Raw genomic sequence first — 19,061 nt, 5'->3', positions numbered from 1 at the left:
AAGGGCCCGGGCTCACGCCAGCGTGAAGCTCCAGTCCGTCTTCTGCCAGGCCGCCTCTTCCTCGCGCAGCAGCCAGGTCGATTGCGGAAAGGCCGCGGCCCAGGCCCGCGGCACTTCGAGGCGGAAGCCGCGGCCGCGCGCCGTCAGCCGCAGTCCATCGAGCTGCGGGTCGCGGCGCGCGTGGCAGAGGATCACCGCCAGCCGCAGGCAGAGGAGGTGCTGCACCAGCTGCCCGTCGCCCAGCTCGGACTCGAGCTTGCGCAGCTTGCCGCGCTGCCCCAGCACCATCACGCCCAGTCGGTGCAGTTCGGGCTCGGCGAAGCCGGGCGCATCCGCGTTGTCGATGATGTAGGCGCCGTGCTTGTGGTAGTCGCTGTGCGAGATCGCGGTGCCGATCTCGTGCAGCCGCGCCGCCCATTCGAGCTTGGCCACGTGCCGCTCCAGCAGCTTGGGCGGCTCCCCGCCGCACAGCTGCCGCAGGAAGTGCGTCGCCGCACCCGCCACGCGCTGGGCCTGCGCCGCGTCCACGCCGAGCTTCAGCGCGAGCCGCTGCACGGTGGCGTTGCGCACGTCGGTGGCGAGGTGCTCGCGATCGAGCATGTCGTACAGCACGCCGTGACGCAGCGCGCCGCGCGAGCGCTCCATGCGATCGATGCGCAGCAGGTCGAACACGGCGTTCAGCACGCTGAGCCCGCCCCCGATCACCGGGCGCCGGTCCTCCTTCAGGCCGGGCAGCCGCACGCGGTCGGCGCTGCGCGCGTCCAGCATCTGCTCCTTGAGCCACTGCAGGCCGCGGCGCGTGAGCACGCCGGGCGGGTGGCCGCTGGCCTCGAGGATGTCGCACACCGCCCCGATCGTTCCGGAGGAGCCGTAGGCCACGTCCCAGTTGCCCGGTGCGTAGGGGACGAGCGCCTCTTCCAGCACCGCCTGCGCGGCGATCTCCGCGCGGTCGAAGGCGGAGGCGGTGAACTGGCCTTCGGGGAAGTACAGCGCGGACCAGGCGACGCTGCCCACGCGGTAGCTTTCCATCACCTGGCCCTCGAAGTGGCGGCCGAGGATCATCTCGGTGGAGCGGCCGCCGATGTCGATCACCAGCCGGCGTTCGTCCGAGTGCGGCAGCAGGTGCACCACGCCCTGGTAGATCAGGCGCGCTTCCTCGCGGCCCGCGATCACGTCGATGGGAAAGCCCAGGAGGGTGCGGGCGCGCAGCAGGAATTCGTTGCGGTTGCGGGCTTCACGCAGGGTCTGCGTGGCGACGGCGCGCACGTGCCGCGGGCGGAAGCCGGCGAGCCGCTCGGCGAAGCGGGCCAGGCACTGCCAGCCCCGTTCCATCGCCGCGGGCGTGAGCTTGCCGTCCTCGTCCAGGCCGTTGCCCTGGCGCACGGTCTCCTTCAGGTACTCGACGCGCTGGATCTGCCCGTGCTCGAGGCGGCCGATCTCCAGCCGATAGCTGTTGGAGCCCAGGTCGATGGAGGCTAGCAGGGTCCCGTTGTCCATGGGCGAGGCGATGACGACGCGGTGCAGCATAGCACCCGCGCTGCTCGGCCTGGGGCGCCGGCGCCCGGTTCACCAGGGGTGCGAGTAGGAGATCCGGAGCCCGTCCTTGCGGATGCGCACGGCCACCGCGTCCTGCGGAGCCAGCGGGCTGGTGAACGAGAAGGACGACCCCAGCCCGATGGCGGCGCCGCCGATCACGTCCTTCGTGAAATGATGATCGTGGTGCACGCGCTCCCACGCCGTGACCGTGGCGAGCACGTAGAAGGGAACGGCCTGGCCGAGCCCGTAGCGCTCGTGCATGAAGCCGGCGGACGTGAAGGCGGCGGAGGTGTGCCCGGAAGGAAAGCCCTGCCCGGTGCCGTCGGGGCGGGGCGAGTTCACCGCATGCTTCAGGACGGTCGTCGTGCCCTGCGCCACGACCAGCGACAGCGCCATCTGCTTGACGCCTTCCATGTCGTCGCGGTAGGCGGCGATGCCCAGTGCGCCGAGCGGCAGCAGGTAGCGCAGCGCGTCGCCCACCGGATCCGGGGTGGCGGTGACCTGCGCCGGGACGGGCAAGGCGAGAAGCGCCAGCCCCCAGCCGCACGCTGCCGCCCTGATCGACGCGATCGACACCGGCACGCTCCCTTGCCCTGAACGAGAGGGAAGTCTCCGGCCGCAAGCTTATGCACGGCTTAACGACAGCGCGGCCATGGCGACCACCGGTCGGGAGCCGGCCTTCAGTCCACCTTCACGTCGCGCAGCGTCGGATCCGGGTCGGGATAGCGCAGGTCGAGCGCGCGCAGCGCATCGCGCACCGCCAGCGCGATCATCAGGCTGCGGTGCGTCTTGGAATCGGACGGCACGATGGTCCAGGGCGCCCACGGCGTGGCCGTCGCGGCGATCGCGCGTCCGTAGGCGTCCTGGTAGGCGTCCCACTGCTTGCGCACCTCGAGGTCGCCACGCTGGAATTTCCAGCGCTTCTCGGGATCGTCGATGCGCTGCTGCAGCCGCTTGCGCTGCTCGTCGCGCGAGATGTGCAGCAGGAACTTCAGCACCACCGTGCCGGTTTCGGCCAGCAGGCGCTCGAAGGCGTTGATGTGGGCGTAGCGGCGGCCGGTCTCTTCCGCGGTGATGGCGCCGTTGGCCACCGGCACCAGCACGTCCTCGTAGTGGCTGCGGTTGAAGCAGACGATCTCGCCGGCCGCGGGCACCTGCCAGTGGATGCGCCACAGGAAGTCGCGGGCGAGTTCCGATTCGCTCGGTGCGCGCCAGGCGACCGTGCGCAGGCCGATCGGGCTCATGCGGCCGAACACGGCGCGCAGGGTGCCATCCTTGCCGCTGGTGTCGATGCCCTGCAGCACGACCAGCAGCTTGTAGCGGCGGTCGGCGTAGAACAGGTTCTGCAGGGCGTCGAGTTCCAGCGCCAGCGCATCCACGCGGGCGCGGTCGGCGGCCTTGTCGCCGCCGGAAAAGGGCTTCTCGCCCGGGTCCAGCGAAGCGAGCGTGAACGAAGGGTCCGGTGCGGCCAGCCGCCAGCGGTGCCAGGCATCCTGCCCGGAGCCCTTGGCTTCCCGTCCGCGCTTGTCCTTGTTTGCCACAGGCCCAGTGTAGGGCCGCGGAGGCGGGAAAAACCGCCGTGCCACGGGAGTGGCACGGCGCGAATCAGTCCGTGAGGACTGAGGAGACAACCCTTGGAGGGCCCGTGGAACGGGCGCGGCTGCGTGGTCGCAAATGTCGCACGCTGCGCTGTCAGTTGGCTGTCCTGCCGGGCCGGCCTGCGTTCAAGGCGCGCAAAGGCGCTCCGCAGGCTTCTCCGACGTGCGCGTCAGTGCCAGCCGCAGTGGCCGGCGCAGCGGCCCTTCTGTACGCAGTCGACCGGCGTCAGGCAGGGCTCGTCCTCCTTGTGGGAGCCGAAGAAGCGGGCGGCGAAGCTGGCAGGTGCGGTGCCCTGGCCCGGGGCGCGCGCGGGAAGCAGCGGTTCGAACGCGAACCCGGCGGGCAGGGGGAGTTTCCATGCCAGGAAGAACAGCAGGAACATGACGCCGGCGAAGAGCACGAGGAAGTACATGACGTTTTTCCCTACGAAGCGATGCAATGCAGTCTGCGGCGGCGAAGCCCCCGCAGCACTTGACGAGCGTCACGTGCGCCGGAATGTGGCGCTGGCGGGCGCGGAACGTTGAGTTGGGTCATGGATGCGTACCGCCCGCGTTGCATGAATCAGTCAGGTGGCCGCGGCGGTGGCGAATCCGGGCTGGTGCAGCGCCCGCCGCGCAAAGAAAGGCAGCGTGGCGCCGACCATCTCCAGTTCGGCCGCCGCGGCGCGCAGGCTGTCGCCGAGTTCCTGCATGCGCTGGGGCGTCAGCCGCATCAGGGGGCCGGCCACGGTGATGACCCCGATGGTTTCTCCGCCCCGGCGCCGCACCGGCGCCGCTATCGCCGCCATGCCCGGCGCGTACTGCTCCACGATCATGGAGAAGCCGCGCCGGCGGTCCTCCTCCAGCAGGCTCATCAGCGCCTTGAAGGTCGTGGGCGCATTGGGACCGAATTCGCGCGTCGATCCGAAGCCCTGCCTGGCCACCAGCTCCGTCGCGCGCTCCTCGGAGACGGTCATCAGCCAGGCGTGGCCGCCCGCGCTGCAGGACAGGCGGACGTCGATCCCCATGTCGGGGTCGTAGCGCAGGCCCGCGCGCGCGCCCTGCGCCTTCGCGACGAAGGTGAGGCGATCGCCGTCCACCAGCGCGAGCCGCACCAGTTCGCCCGAGACCTCGGCCAGGCGCTCGATGACCGGGGTGGCGATGTCGACGATGCCCGTGCCGCCGAAGAAGCTGAGCCCCAGCGCGGGCAGCTTGGTCGTCAGCGCGTAGTCGCCGCGCTCGCCCAGCTGGCGGACATAGCCGCAGCGCTGCAGGTCGGCGAGCAGGCGGTGGCAGCCGCTGCGCGGAAGTTCCAGCTCCGCGGACAACTCCGCGAGCGACATCCCCTCCGGTTGCTCGGCGAGGGTCTCGATCACGCGCATGACGCGTTCGGCGGTGCTGGCGGGGAGGGCGTTCGACATGGTGAAACGGAATTCCGGGCCGGAACGGGGTTCCTGCGGGTCCCCGATCATGCCGCACCCATTCGAAGTGCAGGAGACATGCCCTTGAAATCATCCTTCCGCGCCCTCTTCGGCGTCCTTTTGGCCTGTTCGGCGTGGCTCGCGGCCGCGCAGGACATCCAGGAGCGGACCCTCAAGTTCGGCCACTTGAACAATGCCGACCATCCGGTGAGCTTCGGCGTCAAGCGCTTCGCGGAACTCGTCGCCGCGAAGAGCGGCGGCAAGCTCAAGGTGCAGGAATTCCCGGCTTCGCAACTGGGCAACGAACTGCAGCAGCAGTCGGCCCTGCAGGGCGGCGTGCAGGAACTGAGCGCACCGGCCACGACCTCGCTGGCCGGCATCGTGAAGGAGTTCGGCCTGGTCGACTTCCCGTTCTCGGTGGCCAGCTTCGCGCAGGCCGATGCGCTGCTGGACGGGCCCTTCGGCCAGGCACTGCTGGCGAAGCTGCCGGAGAAGGGGCTGGTCTCGCTCGGCTACTGGGACCTCGGTTTCCGCAACGTCACCAACAGCAAGCGCCCGATCACGCAGTCCGGGGACCTCGAGGGCCTCAAGCTGCGCGTGATCCCGAATCCCGTGTTCCTGGAAACCTTCAAGGCCTTCAAGGCCAACCCGGTGCCGATGCCCTTCGCCGAGCTGTATGGCGCGCTGGAGTCCAAGGCGGTGGACGGCCAGGAAAACCCCTTCGCGGTGATCCTCTCGAACAAGTTCTACGAGGTGAACAGCTTCGTGAGCGCCACCAACCACGTCTACGCCGCGAACATCATCCTGGTGTCGAAGAAGTTCTGGGACCGCCTCTCCCCCACCGAGCAGAAGATCCTGCGCGAGGCCGCCGACGAGGCCCGCAACTACCAGCGGACCGTGAGCCGGGCCGCGGCGCAGAAGGCCGTGGGCGACCTGCAGGCCCGGGGCATGAAGTACAACGAACTCAAGCCCGGGGAACAGGCCCGCATGCGCGAGATCGTGAAGCCCGTGCTGGCGAAGTTCGCCGCCAGCTACGACCCGGCGATCGTGAAGCTGTACGAAACCGAACTCGCGAAGGCGCGCAAGCAATGAGCCGGGACCTGAAGATCCTGGTGCTGCACGGGCCGAACCTCAACCTGTTCGGCCGGCGCGAACCGCACATCTACGGCACGACCACGCTCGCGCAGATCGACGAGCGGCTGGGCCTGCTGGCCGCGGAACTGGGCGTGCAGCTCGAGACCTTCCAGTCGAACCACGAGGGCGCGCTGGTGGACAAGTTCCACGAGAACATCGACATCGCCGCCGGCGCGCTGCTGAACCCCGCGGGGCTCACGCAGCACGGCGTCTCCCTGCACGACGCCATCAAGGCGATGCCTTTCCCGGTGATCGAGGTGCACATGTCCAACATCGCCGCGCGCGAGGAGTGGCGCACGCATTCGATCATCTCGCCGGCGGTGAAGGCCACGGTGCAGGGCCTGGGCTGGCGCTCGTACACGGCGGCCCTGCGGGCACTGGTGGAGATCGTTCGGGAAGGCTAGGCCCTGCGGCCGGGGTCGCCGGTCGCAGGGGGCGGCGCCACCGCGGTAATGCGCGGCAGGACCATGCGGAAGGTCGTGCGCCCCTCCGCGGTAGCGGCTTCGAGCCCGCCGCCGTGCGCCACGGCGATCGCCTTGGCGATGAACAGCCCCAGTCCGAGCCCTTCGCCGCGGCGGCCGTGGTGCCGCCCGGAGCGGAAGGGTTCGAAGATCCGCGGCAGGACCTCCCCGGGAATGGCGCCTTCGTTGTGCACCTCGACCGCGACGCGCTGCGCATCGCCGGTCAGGCGCAGGCGCACCGGCGAGCCGGGCGTGCCGTGCTGGACGGCGTTGGACGTGAGGTTGGAGATCGCCTGCAGGAGGCGATGCTCGTCCCAGGCGCCGTTGCCGTCGGCTTCGCAGTCGAAGGTGATCTGCCGGTCCGTGGCGATGGACCGGACTTCCTCGATGATGTGCTGGCACATCGCGCGCAGGTCGATCGGCTTCGGGTCGACGGCGATGCCCGCACCCTCGCGCTCGCGCGACAGGTCGAGCAGGTCCCCGACGATGTGCTGGATGCGGCCCACGGCCCGCGTGACCACGTCCGCCTGCTTCCTGGCGGGCGAGGCCGGCTCGGACGTCCGGGCCAGCACGTGGGCGGCCAGCTGGATCGCGTTCAGGGGATCGCGGATGTCGTGGCTCACGATCGCCAGGATCCACTTCTCGAAGTCGCGTGCCAGCGCCAGCTGCTCCCGGGTGTGCTCCTGCTGCGCGTCCTCGGCGGTCCGGCGCTCGTCGATGTCGATGCAGCTGCCGATGAAGCCGGCGAACGCGCCGCCGTCGTCCGTGTAGGGCACGCCGCGGTCGAAGATCCAGCGGAACACGCCGTCGCCGCGGCGCAGCCGGTACTCCATCTCGAACGCCTCGCGGCGCCGGAAGTGATCGAGGTAGTGCTTCACGCAGCGCTCGAAGTCTTCCGGGTGGACGCCCTCGGCCCAGCCGTCGCCCATCTCCTGCGCCATGGTGCGCCCGGTGAACGCGAGCCAGGTCTCGTTGAAGTAGTCGCACTTGGCGTCGAGTCCCGCGCGCCAGATCATTACCGGGGAGTGCTCGACGAGCAGCCGGTATTCTCTGGACGTCATCGATCGGTCCATCCGGGCACTATGCCACTTCGGCATGGGCTTGGCACCGCAGCGCATCGTCCGACTTGTAAAGGCCGCCGTGCACACGGAAGAGCTGGCTGCGCTTGCCCTTGCCCGCGCCAATCCGCATCATTCGTCCCCCGGAGGTCCCCATGTCGACGCCCCAGCCCAGCTCCGATGCGACCCGCCCGCCGGTGCCGCCGTTCACGCGGGAAACCGCCACGCAGAAGGTCCGCATGGCGGAGGATGCCTGGAACACGCGCGACCCGGACCGCGTCGTGCAGGTCTACACGCCCGACACGCAGTGGCGCAACCGCGCCGAGTTCCCCGTGGGCCGCGACCAGGTGCGCGCGTTCCTGCAGCGCAAGTGGGCGCGCGAGCTGGACTACCGGCTGATCAAGGAACTGTGGGCCTTCGCGGGCGAGCGCCTGGCCGTGCGCTTCGCGTACGAGTGGCACGACGACTCGGGGCAGTGGTTCCGCAGCTATGGCAACGAGAACTGGGAGTTCACCGCGCAGGGCTTGATGCAGAGGCGGTTCGCGAGCATCAACGACCTGCCGATCCGGGAGGCGGAGCGGCTGTTCCGGTGGCCGCTGGGGCGGCGCCCGGACGAACATCCGGGCCTGAGCGACCTGAAGCTGTGAGCTAGCTCGCGGCGCCTGGCGCGGCAGCGAGTTCGAGCACCAGCGTGCCGTCGCTCTCCCGCCGCAGCGGCACCCCTTCGCGGGCTGCGAGTGCGAGCAGGTCGCCCCACGCGAGCGGCGCCTGCCCCGGACGGAGGAAATCCGTCGCCACGGCGCCGGTGGCGGGTCGGCGGGAGACACGCACCTCGCAAAGACCTTCGCGGTGCTTCAGTTGCATGACGATCCGTTCCGGCCCCTCGGCGTGGTCGCCCGCATGCGCGAGCACGGCACAGAGCATCGTGCGCCCCGGGTCCCGGCCCAGCGCCAGTGCCTCCCCTTCGCATTCGAGCTCGATGCGCAGTCCGCACAGCTCGAACTCCGGCCGCAGCAGGGCGGCGCATTCCGCGGCGAGTTGCGCGGACGGCGTGCTCGCGCCGGGCAGGGGGAGCAACCATTCGGCCGCCGCGGCACAGGCCTTCATCGCGCCCTGCACCGCGGGCCGGATCCATTCCGTGTACTTTGGCAGGGCCTGCGCATCCAGGTCCGGCCTCGCGAGCGTGACGCGCAGCAGTTCGTCCAGCAGCAGCATCGGCTGCAGGTGACTCTGCAGGTCGTCCGCGACCGGGCCTCCCACGCGCTGCAGCAGCATGAGCTTCGCCGTGTCGCCGACGTGCACCGTCGCGGAAGGCAGGGTCTCGGACGGCGTCATTCCAACTCCTCCACGCCCGTCGGAGGACCGGGAAGGCACGGGGGTTCCCGCCGGACGCAAGAACTCACCCGGTCCGCGAAGGACTACACACCTGTGTAGGCGATGTGCGCAAATGGAATGGCTGGGGCAGCGTGGCCGGGGTAATGGATTGCACAAGGAGTTCGCACCAATGTTGCGACCTGGAGACGGAGCATGGAAGTGCGGCTGTTTCTCGTCGAGGACCGGCTGTCGATGCAGAAGTTGCTGGAGGATGTCTTCGTGGCGCTCGGCGGCTTCGAACTGGTGGGCGAGGCGGACACGGAAGCGGAAGCCAAGCTCTGGCTGCTGGAGCACCCCAACCAGTGGGACATCGCGATCGTCGATCTCGTGCTCGAACAGGGCTCGGGGATGGGGGTGGTGCGCCGCGCCCGGGAACTGCACCTGCAGGGAAAGGTGGTCGTGTTCAGCGCCTATGCGAGTCCGGCGGTGGCGCGGCATTGCCTCGGCCTGGGCGCGGACGTGGTGTTCAACAAGTCGGAGACGGGCGAGTTCCTCCGCTGGCTGTCGGACCAGGGCGCTCATTGACCCGCCGCCGGGCGGGAGAGGTCGCGCCGCTCCCCACCATCAATGGGGCTCCTTCCCCAAACTCCGCGTGGCACTCCCCACGTTTTGTCCGAAAAGCAGGCAGGAACGACAGCAAACCCCCGGTTCCGGGCAGGCCCGAGCCTTGCATTCCCCTTCAGGACAGACAAGGAGCGAGCTGATTATGTGGCGCAGCGAGATGACGGAGCCGGCGGCCAGCGCCGGCGGGATCCGCGGGATGGCACCGATGGTCGACGCCTACGACGGCTGGAAGGACGCGGACGCCGCGGCCCGTGCCATCGAGCGGGAGGTGAAGGAAACCTGGCGCCGGTATGAACGCGGGGTCGGCGCTGCCCCGTCGAAGGAGCTCCTGCGCGAAGCGGCGTGCCTGCGCCATGCCGCGCGGGAGAAACTGATGGACGTGCTCGGCCTGCTGCATGCCGTCGGACGGATGCAGCCGGCCTTGCGTGCCGTCACTGCCTAGAACCAGGCGCGCCTGCGCGCCGCCTCAGGTGCCGTCGGGCCGCCAGCTCAGTCCGCGCAGGGCCGCCGGCGAACACTGGAGCGTGCGCGGTGCGGACCCCGACTCGGACGCGATCCTCCGTCGCAGGTTCCTGAACCGCCCGCCCGCTCCCTCCTCGGCCAGCGGATTCCCGTGCGACGGCGCCGCGGCGCGGGCCGCGCTCCAGTCCACGTCGGTCAACTCCCGCGCCGCGACGGGAAGGATCTCGTTCTCCTCGGTCGCGATGTGCCCCCGGTAGTAGACGATGTAGGTCGAGGCAGCCGCCTCGATCTCCGCGCGTGGCACCACCGCGTCGGCAGCCGCTTCCTCCACCAGTTCGCGCAGGCGGTCCCCGGCCTGGCCGATCACGCGGTGCTCCTGCTGCAGGCGGGCGATGACGGGCTTCAGCTCCGGGCTGAGGCGCCCCAGCCGCCGGAAGGCTTCGTCCTCGCGCGGATGGTGCACCTGGTCGCTGTAGTCGCGCAGGTAGGCGACGATGTCGAGCAGGAGCTCGTAGTTGGGCACCTGCCCCGTGTACAGCGTGTCGACCTCCTCCTGGAGCAGGTTCAGCAGCCGGTTGAAGTAGGCGTGCTCCTCATGCCATGCCTTGACGGGATCCATGCGGCCTCCTCGGGCGAGAGAAATCCCAGCATGCGCCCTCCGCCCGGGAGAGGGTTTGACAGCGCTCAAGGAATACGGGACTGCGCCCTTCCCGCCGTCGGCCCACCTGCGCTACCGCGCCAACCAACCCGCGGCGTGGGCCTCCGCGTGCGTGCGATCCAGCGCCTGCCGCACCAGGCCGAACATCTCGTCGATCTGCGCGCGGGTGATCACCAGCGGCGGCGCGACGATCATCCGGTCGCCCACGGCCCGCATCACCAGGCCGTTGTCGAAGCAGTGCTTGCGGCACACCATGCCGATGGCGATCTCCGGGGCGAAGGCCTCGCGCAGCGGCACGTTGCGGCACAGCTGCACGGCCGCCATCAGCCCGCAGCTCTGGACCTCGCCGACCATCGGGTGCTCCATCAGCTGCGCGAGCTGCTGCGCCAGGTAGGGCCCGGTGTCCTCGCGCACGCGCGTGACCAGGTCCTGCCGTTCGATCACGTCCAGGTTGGCGAGCCCGACGGCGCAGGCCACGGGATGGCCCGAATACGTGTAGCCGTGCTCGAACTCGCCGCCCTGCTCGATCAGCACGCGCGCCATGCGCTCGCCCACCATCACGCCGCCCAGCGGCACGTACCCGCTGGTCACGCCCTTGGCGAAGGTGATCAGATCCGGCTTCGAGCCGAAGGCCTCGCAGCCCCACCACCGGCCCGTGCGCCCGAAGCCGCAGACGACCTCGTCGCTCACCAGCAGGATGCCGTGACGGTCGCAGATGCGCTGGATCTCCGGCCAGTAGGTGGAGGGCGGCACGATCACCCCGCCCGCGCCCTGCACCGGCTCGCCGATGAAGGCGGCGACCTTGTCGGCGCCGATGGCGAGGATCTTCTCCTCCAGCCAATGGGCGGCGAGCAGGCCGAACTCCTCGCGTCCCAAGTCCTTGGCCGCGCCCTCGCGATGCGCCCAGTAATGCGGCTGGTCGATGTGGACGATGCCGGGAATGGGCAGGTCGCCCTGGGCGTGCATGGCGGCCATGCCGCCGAGCGAGGCCGCTGCCATCGTCGAGCCGTGGTACGCGTTCAGCCGGGAGACGATCACCTTGCGCTGCGCCTGGCCCATCACGTCCCAGTAGCGGCGCACCAGGCGGATCACGGTGTCGTTGGCTTCGGAGCCGGAACCGCAGAAGAACACGTGGCGGAACTGCGCCGGCGTGCGCGCGGCGAGCCGCTCCGCCAGGGCGGTGGCCGCCGGCGTCGTGGTCTGGAAGAAGGCGTTGTAGTAGGGCAGCGTGCGCATCTGCTGCGTGGCCGCCTCGATCAGGGCTTCCTGCCCGTAGCCCACGTTGACGCACCACAGGCCCGACATCGCGTCCAGGATGCGCTGGCCGTCGCTGTCCCACACGTACACGCCCTCGCCGCGCGTGATCACGCGCACGCCTTTGGTGGCCAGCGCCTGGTGGTCGGTGAACGGATGGAGGAAATGGGCTGCGTCGGCGGCCTGCCACTCCTTGGTGGTGCGCCCGGTGAACGGCGGCTGCTCGGTGCGCAGTGGGGGCGAGTCGGCGCTCATGATGAGTCTTCCGTCAGACGTGCAGCAGCAGGTGCTCGCGTTCCCAGGGCGAGATCACCCGCATGAATTCCTCGTGCTCGAGGTCCTTGATCTCCGCGTACACGGTCAGGAATTCCTTGCCCAGGACCTCGGCCAGGTCCGGTTCGCCGCGCAGCAGCTGCACGGCCTCGCCGAGGCCGCGCGGGAGCTCGAACGCGCTGTGGTACGCGTTGCCCTTGCATTCCTGCGTGGGCTCGATGCGCTGCTCGATCCCCAGGTAGCCGCAGGCCAGCGTGGCCGCCAGCGCGACGTAGGGGTTGGCGTCGGCGCCGATCACCCGGTTCTCCACCCGGCGCGCCTGCGGCGTGGACACCGGCGAGCGGATGCCCACCGTGCGGTTGTCGACGCCCCACTGGATGTTGATGGGCGCGGCGGTGAAGCGCGCCAGGCGCCGGTAGCTGTTCACGTAGGGCGCGAACAGCGCCATGGCGGCGGGGATGTACTTCTGCAAGCCGCCGATGTACCAGTAGAACTCCCGGCTGGGCGTGCCGTCCTCGTTGCTGAACAGGTTGTGTTCGCCTTCGCGGCTGACGAGGCTCTGGTGCACGTGCATGGCGCTGCCCGGCTCGCCCGCGACCGGCTTGGCCATGAAGGTGGCGTACATGTCGTGCCTCAGCGCGGCCTCGCGCACGGTGCGCTTGAAGAGGAAGACCTCGTCGGCCAGCGCCAGCGGCGCGGCGTGGAAGAAGTTGATCTCCATCTGCCCGGCGCCCACCTCGTGGATCAGCGTGTCGACGTTCAGCTCCATCTTCTCGCAGTAGTCGTACACGTCCTCGAACAGCGGATCGAATTCGTTGACGGCGTCGATGGAGTAGGCCTGGCGGGAGGTTTCGGCGCGGCCGCTGCGCCCGATGGGCGCCTTCAGCGGCTGGTCCGGGTCGGTGTTGCGCGCCACCAGGTAGAACTCCAGCTCGGGCGCGACCACCGGGACCCAGCCCTTGCGGTCGAACAGCTCGCAGACGCGGCGGAGCACGGCGCGCGGGGCGAACGGCACGAGCTGGCCGTGGCGGTCGTAGCAGTCGTGGATCACCTGCGCCGTCGGGTCGGCGGCCCAGGGGACGATCCGCACCGTGGTGGGATCGGCCACGAGGTGCATGTCGGTGTCGGTGCGGCTCACCACGTCGAAGTAGGGGCCCTCCTCCGGGTACTCGCCCGTGACGCTCATGGCCACGACGACTTCGGGCAGCCGCATTCCACGGTCTTCGGTGAACTTCTCGCGCGGCAGGATCTTGCCGCGGGCCACGCCGGTGAGGTCGGGGACGAGGCACTCGACTTCGGTGACACGGTTCTGGTTGAGCCAGTTGTCGAGCTCGGCGAACTGGAATTGCCGGCGGTCTTGCATGGTGCGTTCGTTCGATGGGGTCGGAGAGCGGGCAGGTGTGGCGGTGGCGGACGGCAAGGCGTGCCGCCACGCGACGGAATTCGCTGGGGCGGGGGGCGTTCGGTAGCGGCGGCGGGAGCGTTTCTCGCGCCGCGGCGGATCAAGGTCGCTGGCGGCCACAGAGCCATCCTAGGCCGGGCGCAGGCGCTCAGGTTGCGGGAAAACGCGTCTCGACGAGGGGCAGGAACCGGAGGAAGCTGAGCGGTGTTGCGGCGCCGCCCGGAACTCCCTGCCGGGTTCAGGATGAGCGCAACCGCAATCGCGGGCCGATCCGCAGCCAGGCCCCTCGGCGGCGGACTCGGACCTCCCGAAATGGCGATTCCATCGCGCAGGGACTGGAAACCCGTCCCCGCTCGCCGCCCTACTGCCCTCCGCGGAAACGCTGGTCAGCCCCGCCGGAGGTGACGCGCTCGTGCGAGAAGCTGTGGCGGAAGTGATCAACGGGCGGATCTGCGAAGGGGTGCACTACCGGACCTCGCGGACGGTGGGCGCGCCCCGGTTGCGCAGGATCGTCCGCGCCACCCAGGCGGCCAGCGCGCTGCTCGCCAGCGCGGCCAGCAGGGCGTCCGGCCAGACCTCCGCGAGCCGCGCGTTCGTCGCCGGGGCGAACTCGTGCACCAGGTAGTAGAGGCCGGTGAGCCCCGTCGACGCGAGCAGGAACACGCTGCACAGGTTCGCCGGCTGCCACGTCGCATGCTCGCGCAGGCGGCGCGGCAGCCGGTTGCGCGTGGTCGCCAGTACGAACAGCGCGAACAGCATCGGCAGGTGGCCGATCGCGTCCACCAGGCCCACCAGCGGGATCGCGGCGCCCATCAGCGCCAGCAGGAGGAGTGCCGCCACTTGCGACGACGCACCGCCGAACAGCATCAGGAATGCGAGTGCCACCTCGACGTAGCCGGCCGCCATGGTCCAGAAGTCCGGATCCAGACCCATGGTCAGGACCGGCAGCTGGTGCTCCAGGATGTCGCAAGTCCATTCGGCGTAGAGCCACTTCTCGATACCGACCCACAGGAAGCTGGTGGACACCAGCAGCCGCAGCACCAGCAGCCCCGTGGCCGCGCCTTGCCGCTCCGAGAAACGGTCCAGCGCCAGGAATACGCAGACGCCGAAGAACAGGTGGTAGTCCAGCATGTGCACGGCCCCGTACAGGTGGACGGAGTAGAGAAACAGCAGCACCATGCCTGCGCACGCCGGGACCACCCCCGCACGAAAGAGCAGGCCGCCGGCGATCGCCAGCTGCAGCGGCACCACCCAGGCTGCCGGCGATTTCAGCTCCGGGGTCAGCGTGATCGGCTCGTTCCTGAAATAGAGCGCGACCGAGGCGAAGAACAGCGCGAGGCCGTAGCGCAGGACCGGCGCGGCGAACTGCGTCATGCGCCTGTCGATGCGCCGCTGCAGGTGCATGATCTCCCGGTTGTTCCCGGCGAGGCGCGCGTCGACCCGGCACACCCAGCCGATCACCGCCAGCGCCAGCAGCAGCAGGATGACGAACACCGGCGTGGCCATCAGCGCGGTGAGCGACTCCGGCATCGCGCTGTCTTCGGCGGCGTGGGTGAACCAGCGGACATGCGCATTCGCCAGTCCGGGCAGCGCAGCCAGCAGGAGGGAACAGGTGAGTACCGCGGGGCGCGCTGAACGGCATCGTCGCGGACGGCTCCGGCTCGCGGATTCGAACCCGCACGCGTGCCCACAACCAGCGTCAGTTGCCTGGACCATGATCCCTCTTCTCCTCGGCGCTCCTCAGCGCCACCCGATGCTGTCCCCGGGTCCGTGTCGGCCCGGGTGTGAGGAGGCTCGCTGCAAGGGCTGGGCCAGGGATGGGGGGCCGCTGCGCGGCTGGCTGTGGGCCAACGCGCTCGGCAATTGTCGGGCGGAGCGCGGGTGACGGACTCGCGGGCGGGCCGGCCCGGCGAGGGGCCCCAGGTTCGGTGGGGGCGGACCCAGGCTTGGGTGAGGGAGCTCGGTGGGAGAAGCCCTCAGGAGCCGTCAGGCCGCCAGCTCAGTCCGCGCGACGTGGCCGGGGAACCCTGGTGCGTCCGCGGCACCGACACCGCCTCAGCCGCGATCCTCCTGCGCAAATTCCTGAACCGCTCGTTCGCACTCTCCCCGACCAGCGGATTCCCGAGCGAAGGCGCTGCGTTCCTCGCGGCGGCCCAGTCCTCCTCGCTCAACTCGCGCGCGGCCGCGGGGAGGACCTCGTTCTCCTCTGTCGCGATGTGATTGCGGTAGTAGACGACGAAGGTGGCCGCGGCCGACTGGATGGCTGCACGCGGCATCACCGCGCCGGCCGCCGCTTCCTCCACCCGTTCGCGCAGGCGCTCGCCGGACTCGGCGATCACGCGGTGCTCCTGGTGCAGGCGCGCGAGCGTCGGGCGCAATTCAGGGCTGTGGGACGCCAGCCGCCTGAAGGCCTCGTCTTCGCGCGGGTGGTGCACCTGGTCGCTGTAGTCGCGCAGGTACGAGATGACGTCGAGCAACAGCTCGTAGCTGGGCATGTCCCCTGCGTTCAGGGCGTCGGCCTCCTCCAGCAGCACGGTCAGCAGGCGGTCGAAATAGGCGTGCTCCTCGAGCCATGCCTTGATGGGGTTCATGGGGCCTCCTGGGCGCGGGACAAGGGCCAGCATGCGCCCCGAGAAGGATGGGAGGCTTGATGGTGCTCAAGAAAGATAGAGGGCAGTGGAAACCGGCTGCGGCCGCGTACCGGGTCCTGACCGTCAGGATCAGGCCATCCCGAAACGAAGGTAGAGGGGATCCTTGACGCCGGCCTCGGCGAACCCCTTCGCGCGCAGCAGACAGGAGTCGCACTCCCCGCAAGGCCGGCCGTCGGGGCCGGGGTCATAACAACTGCTGGTGAGAGAGTAGTCGACTCCCAGCTCGAGCCCTTGCTGGATGATCTGCGCCTTGGTCAGGCTGATCAGCGGCGTGTGGATCTTGAGCTTCTGCGTGCCCTCCACGCCGGCCTTGGTGGCAAGGTTGGCCATGGCCTCGTAAGCGGCGATGTACTCCGGACGGCAGTCGGGGTAGCCGGAGTAGTCAAGTGCGTTGACACCGATGAAGATGTCGGACGAGCCGAGCGTCTCGGCCCAGGCCAGGGCAAAGCTCAGGAAAACCGTGTTGCGGGCTGGAACGTAGGTGACCGGGATGCCCTGTGACATGTGAGCCGTCGAGCGCCCCTTGGGTACCTCGATGTCGGCCGTCAGCGCCGATCCACCGAACTCGCGCAGGTCGATCTGAGCGACGACATGCTTTGCGACCGCGAGCTGGCGAGCGATGGACTCGGCGGCAACCAGCTCATGGACGTGGCGTTGGCCATAGCGAAAGCTGAGGGCGAATATCTCGAACCCATGCGCCTGCGCAATGGCGAGGGCGGTGGTGGAGTCGAGGCCTCCGCTTAGCAGGACAACGGCGGCGGGCTTGGAAGGGGTCATTGGAGTTTCTTCGCGAGGATCTGGATGGGGGCGATGTGGAGCCGATTGACATCCCAATTCGAGGTTGCCACTTCTTCGATTTGATAGCAACGGCGATGGATGGCTCACCACTGAGGCATACCCGCGCCTTTCGCTTCCCTTTCTGCACTCGGCACAGGAAAGCCAATCTTCTCGACGTACGCGAACGTCAGCTACCGCGTTCCTGCCGTCGAGTGCAGTGTGGAAACTGCCGCCGTGGTCGATGTCAACGAGGTCGTGCGACCGGCCGGTCATCAGCGACCGGCAGCAAGGCCCACAACGGTACGGCCTCGACGCCCCCCGCCATCTGGAATCGCTGCGCACCGGGGTACACGACATAGAGGGAGTCCAGTTTCAGGTCGTCGATCGCGATGCGCATCGACGGCGTCACCCTGGGCGCATCCGCGCGCTTGAACTCCACGCCGATGCGGCGGCTGCCCCGCAGCATCAGCAGGTCCAGCTCGGCGCCCTGGTGCGTGGCCCAGAACCAGGCCTGGTCGGGCTTGGCCAGCCGCAGCACCTGTTCGAGCGCGAAGCCTTCCCAGCTGGCGCCCGCACGTGGGTGCGTCAGCAGCTGCGGCAGCGTGCGCACGTCCATCAGCGCGTGCAGCAGGCCCGTGTCGCGGAAATAGATTTTCGGGGACTTCACCTGCCGCTTGCCGAGGTTCTCGTGCCAGGGCTGCAGCTGCCGCACCATCATGGTCTGCGTCAGGATGTCCAGGTAGCGCCGGATCGTCGGTTCCGACACGGCCATCGAGCGGGCGGGATCCGCTGCCGACCAGACCTGGCCATGGCAGTGCGCCAGCATGGTCCAGAAGCGCAGCATGGCCGGAGCCGGGACGCCCAACCCGAACTGGGGCAGATCGGCCTGAACGTGCTGCGCGATCGCGCCGTGCCGCCAGGCGTAGCTGTCCTCGTCGGTGTCGGCGAGCCAGGAGCGGGGAAAGCCGCCGCGCAGCCAGAGTCGGTCAACGGCAGCGTCGTCCCATGGGCCACCGGCGGGATGCACCTCCTGCACGTCGAATCCTGCGACCTCGACCACCTCGACCCGACCCAGCAGCGACTCACCTGCCTGCCTCGCCAGGTTCGGCGACGCGCTTCCGAGCAGGAGGTACTGGCCCGGCGCGTCGGACCGGTCCATCAACACGCGCAGCAGGGGAAACAGGTCCGGACGGCGCTGCACCTCGTCGATGACGACCAGCCCCTGCAGGCGCTCGAGCACCTGCGCGGGCTCGGAGAGCCGCTGCGCGTGGGGCGGGTACTCCAGGTCGAAGTAGTGAAAGGAATCGCGGGGGACGAACCGCTGGGCGAGGGTGCTCTTGCCCGATTGCCTGGGGCCGGCAAGCACGACGCCCCTGGAGCGCGCGAGGGCGCGGCGCACGGAGCTCTCCAGGGCGGTACGAGGGAGCATGCGTACATCATAGCCCAGGCGCCATGAAATTCGAAAGTGATGGTTTCGAATTTCATGGGGACTGGGCCAGCGCCGCCAGATGCCTGCCCGCGCCTGGGCGCCCAGCCCAACCATCCGCTTGGCCTTTCGGATGCGTTGCGGTCAGTCGCCTGCTCCGCCGCCGCAGCGGACAATCGCGTCCTGAAGCACTTCCCCAAGGAATCCCCCTTAGCCCGCTCCGCCCCCTGGCCCGACAAGATCATCGCGCTCCTGCGCGCCCGCAATCCCGCCGCGGCCATCGCCCAGATCCGGGCCGCGAGCGTGCGTGACCTGCGCGCGCTCGAGAAGGCGCTCGCTGCGGTGCAACTGGCCGGGTGGTGGAAACTTGACGCGATGGCTCGCCAGCCGCAATTCAGAGAATGCAGGGCTCGATCCGTGCGCAACATCACGCGGCCCGTGATCGGCAATTCGCCGTCCGCTGCTAAGAGCGCCCAGGCGTCCGATGGCATGTTGAAGGGTCGATTGGGCGGGATAACCACGCGGCGTGCAGATTCGAAACCGGTCGCAGCCGCGTAGAGGGGCTTGACTGTCCTGATCAGACCATCTCGAACCGAACATAGAGGGGATCCTTGACGCCAGCCTCGGCGAACCCCTTCGCGCGCAGCAGATAGGAGTCGCACTCCCCGTAAGGACGACCCTCGGGGTCGGGGTCATAACAACTGCTGGTGAGAGCGTAGTCGACTCCCAACTGGAGGCCTTGCCGGATGATCTGCGCCTTGGTCAGGCGGATCAGCGGCGTGTGGATCTTCAACTTCTGCGTACCCTCCACGCCGGCCTTTGGCCAGGTTGGCCACACGTTCCTGATGCCGCCAGTGGCGGAATGAATTTGTTGTGCCGAAGCAGGACGACGGAGAATGTTGACCTGACATCCCGGATGGCCACCCAAAATCCCCCACCCGTGGCCACCTCAAACTCCTCCACCTGAATTGATCGGGAGAGGGTAGTAGGCCGGCGCCGCCGGCCCCCTTTGGACAGGACGTGAACTGACCTC

Annotated in this window: 21 protein-coding genes; 6 read left to right on the top strand and 15 right to left on the bottom strand. The window is 69.2% G+C overall.

Features of this window, described 5'->3' with window-relative positions; translation table 11 throughout:
* Nucleotides 1–12: 12 nt before the first annotated feature.
* From JJ685_RS13460 to JJ685_RS13440, 5 genes are all read right to left on the bottom strand, one after another.
* The gene (locus JJ685_RS13460; RefSeq protein ID WP_201675372.1) at nt 13–1,497 is read right to left on the bottom strand and encodes a Ppx/GppA phosphatase family protein; all 1,485 of its coding nucleotides are present in this window, start codon (nt 1,495–1,497) and stop codon (nt 13–15) included.
* 69 nt (nt 1,498–1,566) lie between these two features.
* Entirely contained in the window at nt 1,567–2,112 is a 546-nt protein-coding gene (locus JJ685_RS30090; RefSeq protein ID WP_201674787.1) for a phosphatase PAP2 family protein, read from the bottom strand.
* Between the two features lie 104 nt (nt 2,113–2,216).
* Entirely contained in the window at nt 2,217–3,077 is an 861-nt protein-coding gene (locus JJ685_RS13450) for a PPK2 family polyphosphate kinase (protein ID WP_201674786.1), read from the bottom strand.
* Nucleotides 3,078–3,304: 227 nt separating this feature from the next.
* Entirely contained in the window at nt 3,305–3,547 is a 243-nt protein-coding gene (locus JJ685_RS13445; RefSeq protein ID WP_201674785.1) for a hypothetical protein, read from the bottom strand.
* Between the two features lie 153 nt (nt 3,548–3,700).
* Nucleotides 3,701–4,534 carry an IclR family transcriptional regulator gene (locus tag JJ685_RS13440; protein ID WP_201674784.1) on the bottom strand — a complete coding sequence of 278 codons (834 nt, stop codon included), beginning with the start codon at nt 4,532–4,534 and terminating at the stop codon, nt 3,701–3,703.
* Nucleotides 4,535–4,618: 84 nt separating this feature from the next.
* Between JJ685_RS13440 and JJ685_RS13435 the strand changes: the two genes are divergently transcribed.
* Nucleotides 4,619–5,626: a TRAP transporter substrate-binding protein gene (locus JJ685_RS13435; protein WP_408015470.1), complete on the top strand. Its 1,008-nt coding sequence runs from the start codon at nt 4,619–4,621 to the stop codon at nt 5,624–5,626.
* A gap of 8 nt (nt 5,627–5,634) precedes the next feature.
* Nucleotides 5,635–6,072, top strand: a complete 438-nt coding sequence (locus JJ685_RS13430) for a type II 3-dehydroquinate dehydratase (RefSeq protein WP_201675371.1) — start codon at nt 5,635–5,637, stop codon at nt 6,070–6,072.
* Here the strand turns inward: JJ685_RS13430 and JJ685_RS13425 are convergent.
* Complete coding sequence (locus JJ685_RS13425; protein ID WP_201674782.1) at nt 6,069–7,190, bottom strand: PAS domain-containing sensor histidine kinase; 1,122 nt, start codon at nt 7,188–7,190, stop codon at nt 6,069–6,071. The two genes, JJ685_RS13430 and JJ685_RS13425, sit on opposite strands and share 4 nt — an antisense overlap.
* Nucleotides 7,191–7,342: 152 nt before the next feature.
* Between JJ685_RS13425 and JJ685_RS13420 the strand changes: the two genes are divergently transcribed.
* Nucleotides 7,343–7,834, top strand: a complete 492-nt coding sequence (locus JJ685_RS13420; RefSeq protein WP_201674781.1) for a nuclear transport factor 2 family protein — start codon at nt 7,343–7,345, stop codon at nt 7,832–7,834.
* 1 nt (nt 7,835) lies between these two features.
* Here the strand turns inward: JJ685_RS13420 and JJ685_RS13415 are convergent, their stop codons facing one another.
* Entirely contained in the window at nt 7,836–8,522 is a 687-nt protein-coding gene (locus tag JJ685_RS13415) for a hypothetical protein (protein WP_201674780.1), read from the bottom strand.
* Nucleotides 8,523–8,714: 192 nt separating this feature from the next.
* Between JJ685_RS13415 and JJ685_RS13410 the strand changes: the two genes are divergently transcribed.
* Nucleotides 8,715–9,086, top strand: coding sequence for a response regulator (locus tag JJ685_RS13410; protein ID WP_201674779.1), 372 nt, complete (start codon nt 8,715–8,717; stop codon nt 9,084–9,086).
* Nucleotides 9,087–9,267: 181 nt separating this feature from the next.
* Nucleotides 9,268–9,567, top strand: a complete 300-nt coding sequence (locus JJ685_RS13405; RefSeq protein WP_201674778.1) for a hypothetical protein — start codon at nt 9,268–9,270, stop codon at nt 9,565–9,567.
* A 24-nt stretch (nt 9,568–9,591) separates the two neighbouring features.
* Here the strand turns inward: JJ685_RS13405 and JJ685_RS13400 are convergent, their stop codons facing one another.
* From JJ685_RS13400 to JJ685_RS13370, 7 genes are all read right to left on the bottom strand, one after another.
* The gene (locus JJ685_RS13400; protein ID WP_201674777.1) at nt 9,592–10,206 is read right to left on the bottom strand and encodes a hemerythrin domain-containing protein; all 615 of its coding nucleotides are present in this window, start codon (nt 10,204–10,206) and stop codon (nt 9,592–9,594) included.
* Nucleotides 10,207–10,317: 111 nt separating this feature from the next.
* Entirely contained in the window at nt 10,318–11,754 is a 1,437-nt protein-coding gene (locus JJ685_RS13395) for an aspartate aminotransferase family protein (protein ID WP_201674776.1), read from the bottom strand.
* Between the two features lie 13 nt (nt 11,755–11,767).
* Nucleotides 11,768–13,135, bottom strand: a complete 1,368-nt coding sequence (locus JJ685_RS13390; RefSeq protein ID WP_201674775.1) for a glutamine synthetase family protein — start codon at nt 13,133–13,135, stop codon at nt 11,768–11,770.
* 504 nt (nt 13,136–13,639) lie between these two features.
* On the bottom strand, nt 13,640–14,704 hold the full coding sequence (locus JJ685_RS13385) for a DoxX family membrane protein (protein WP_201674774.1): 1,065 nt from the start codon (nt 14,702–14,704) through the stop codon (nt 13,640–13,642).
* Between the two features lie 446 nt (nt 14,705–15,150).
* Nucleotides 15,151–15,765 (bottom strand): hemerythrin domain-containing protein, encoded by a 615-nt coding sequence (locus JJ685_RS13380; RefSeq protein ID WP_201674773.1) that lies wholly within the window; start codon nt 15,763–15,765, stop codon nt 15,151–15,153.
* A 129-nt stretch (nt 15,766–15,894) separates the two neighbouring features.
* Complete coding sequence (gene queC, locus JJ685_RS13375) at nt 15,895–16,602, bottom strand: 7-cyano-7-deazaguanine synthase QueC (RefSeq protein ID WP_201674772.1); 708 nt, start codon at nt 16,600–16,602, stop codon at nt 15,895–15,897.
* 244 nt (nt 16,603–16,846) lie between these two features.
* Complete coding sequence (locus JJ685_RS13370; protein ID WP_201674771.1) at nt 16,847–18,031, bottom strand: ATP-binding protein; 1,185 nt, start codon at nt 18,029–18,031, stop codon at nt 16,847–16,849.
* Nucleotides 18,032–18,070: 39 nt separating this feature from the next.
* Here JJ685_RS13370 and JJ685_RS13365 point away from each other — a divergent pair, with 39 nt between their 5' ends.
* On the top strand, nt 18,071–18,586 hold the full coding sequence (locus JJ685_RS13365; protein WP_201674770.1) for a hypothetical protein: 516 nt from the start codon (nt 18,071–18,073) through the stop codon (nt 18,584–18,586).
* Between the two features lie 19 nt (nt 18,587–18,605).
* Here JJ685_RS13365 and JJ685_RS29820 read toward each other — a convergent pair whose 3' ends face one another.
* Nucleotides 18,606–18,821, bottom strand: a complete 216-nt coding sequence (locus tag JJ685_RS29820) for a 7-cyano-7-deazaguanine synthase (protein ID WP_236598994.1) — start codon at nt 18,819–18,821, stop codon at nt 18,606–18,608.
* Nucleotides 18,822–19,061 lie beyond the last annotated feature (240 nt).

This window comes from Ramlibacter monticola, assembly GCF_016722785.1.
GTDB classification, from domain to species: domain Bacteria; phylum Pseudomonadota; class Gammaproteobacteria; order Burkholderiales; family Burkholderiaceae_C; genus Ramlibacter; species Ramlibacter monticola.
The sequence above is the reverse complement of the archived record's forward strand: the minus strand, read 5'-3'. Positions and strand labels throughout refer to the sequence as shown.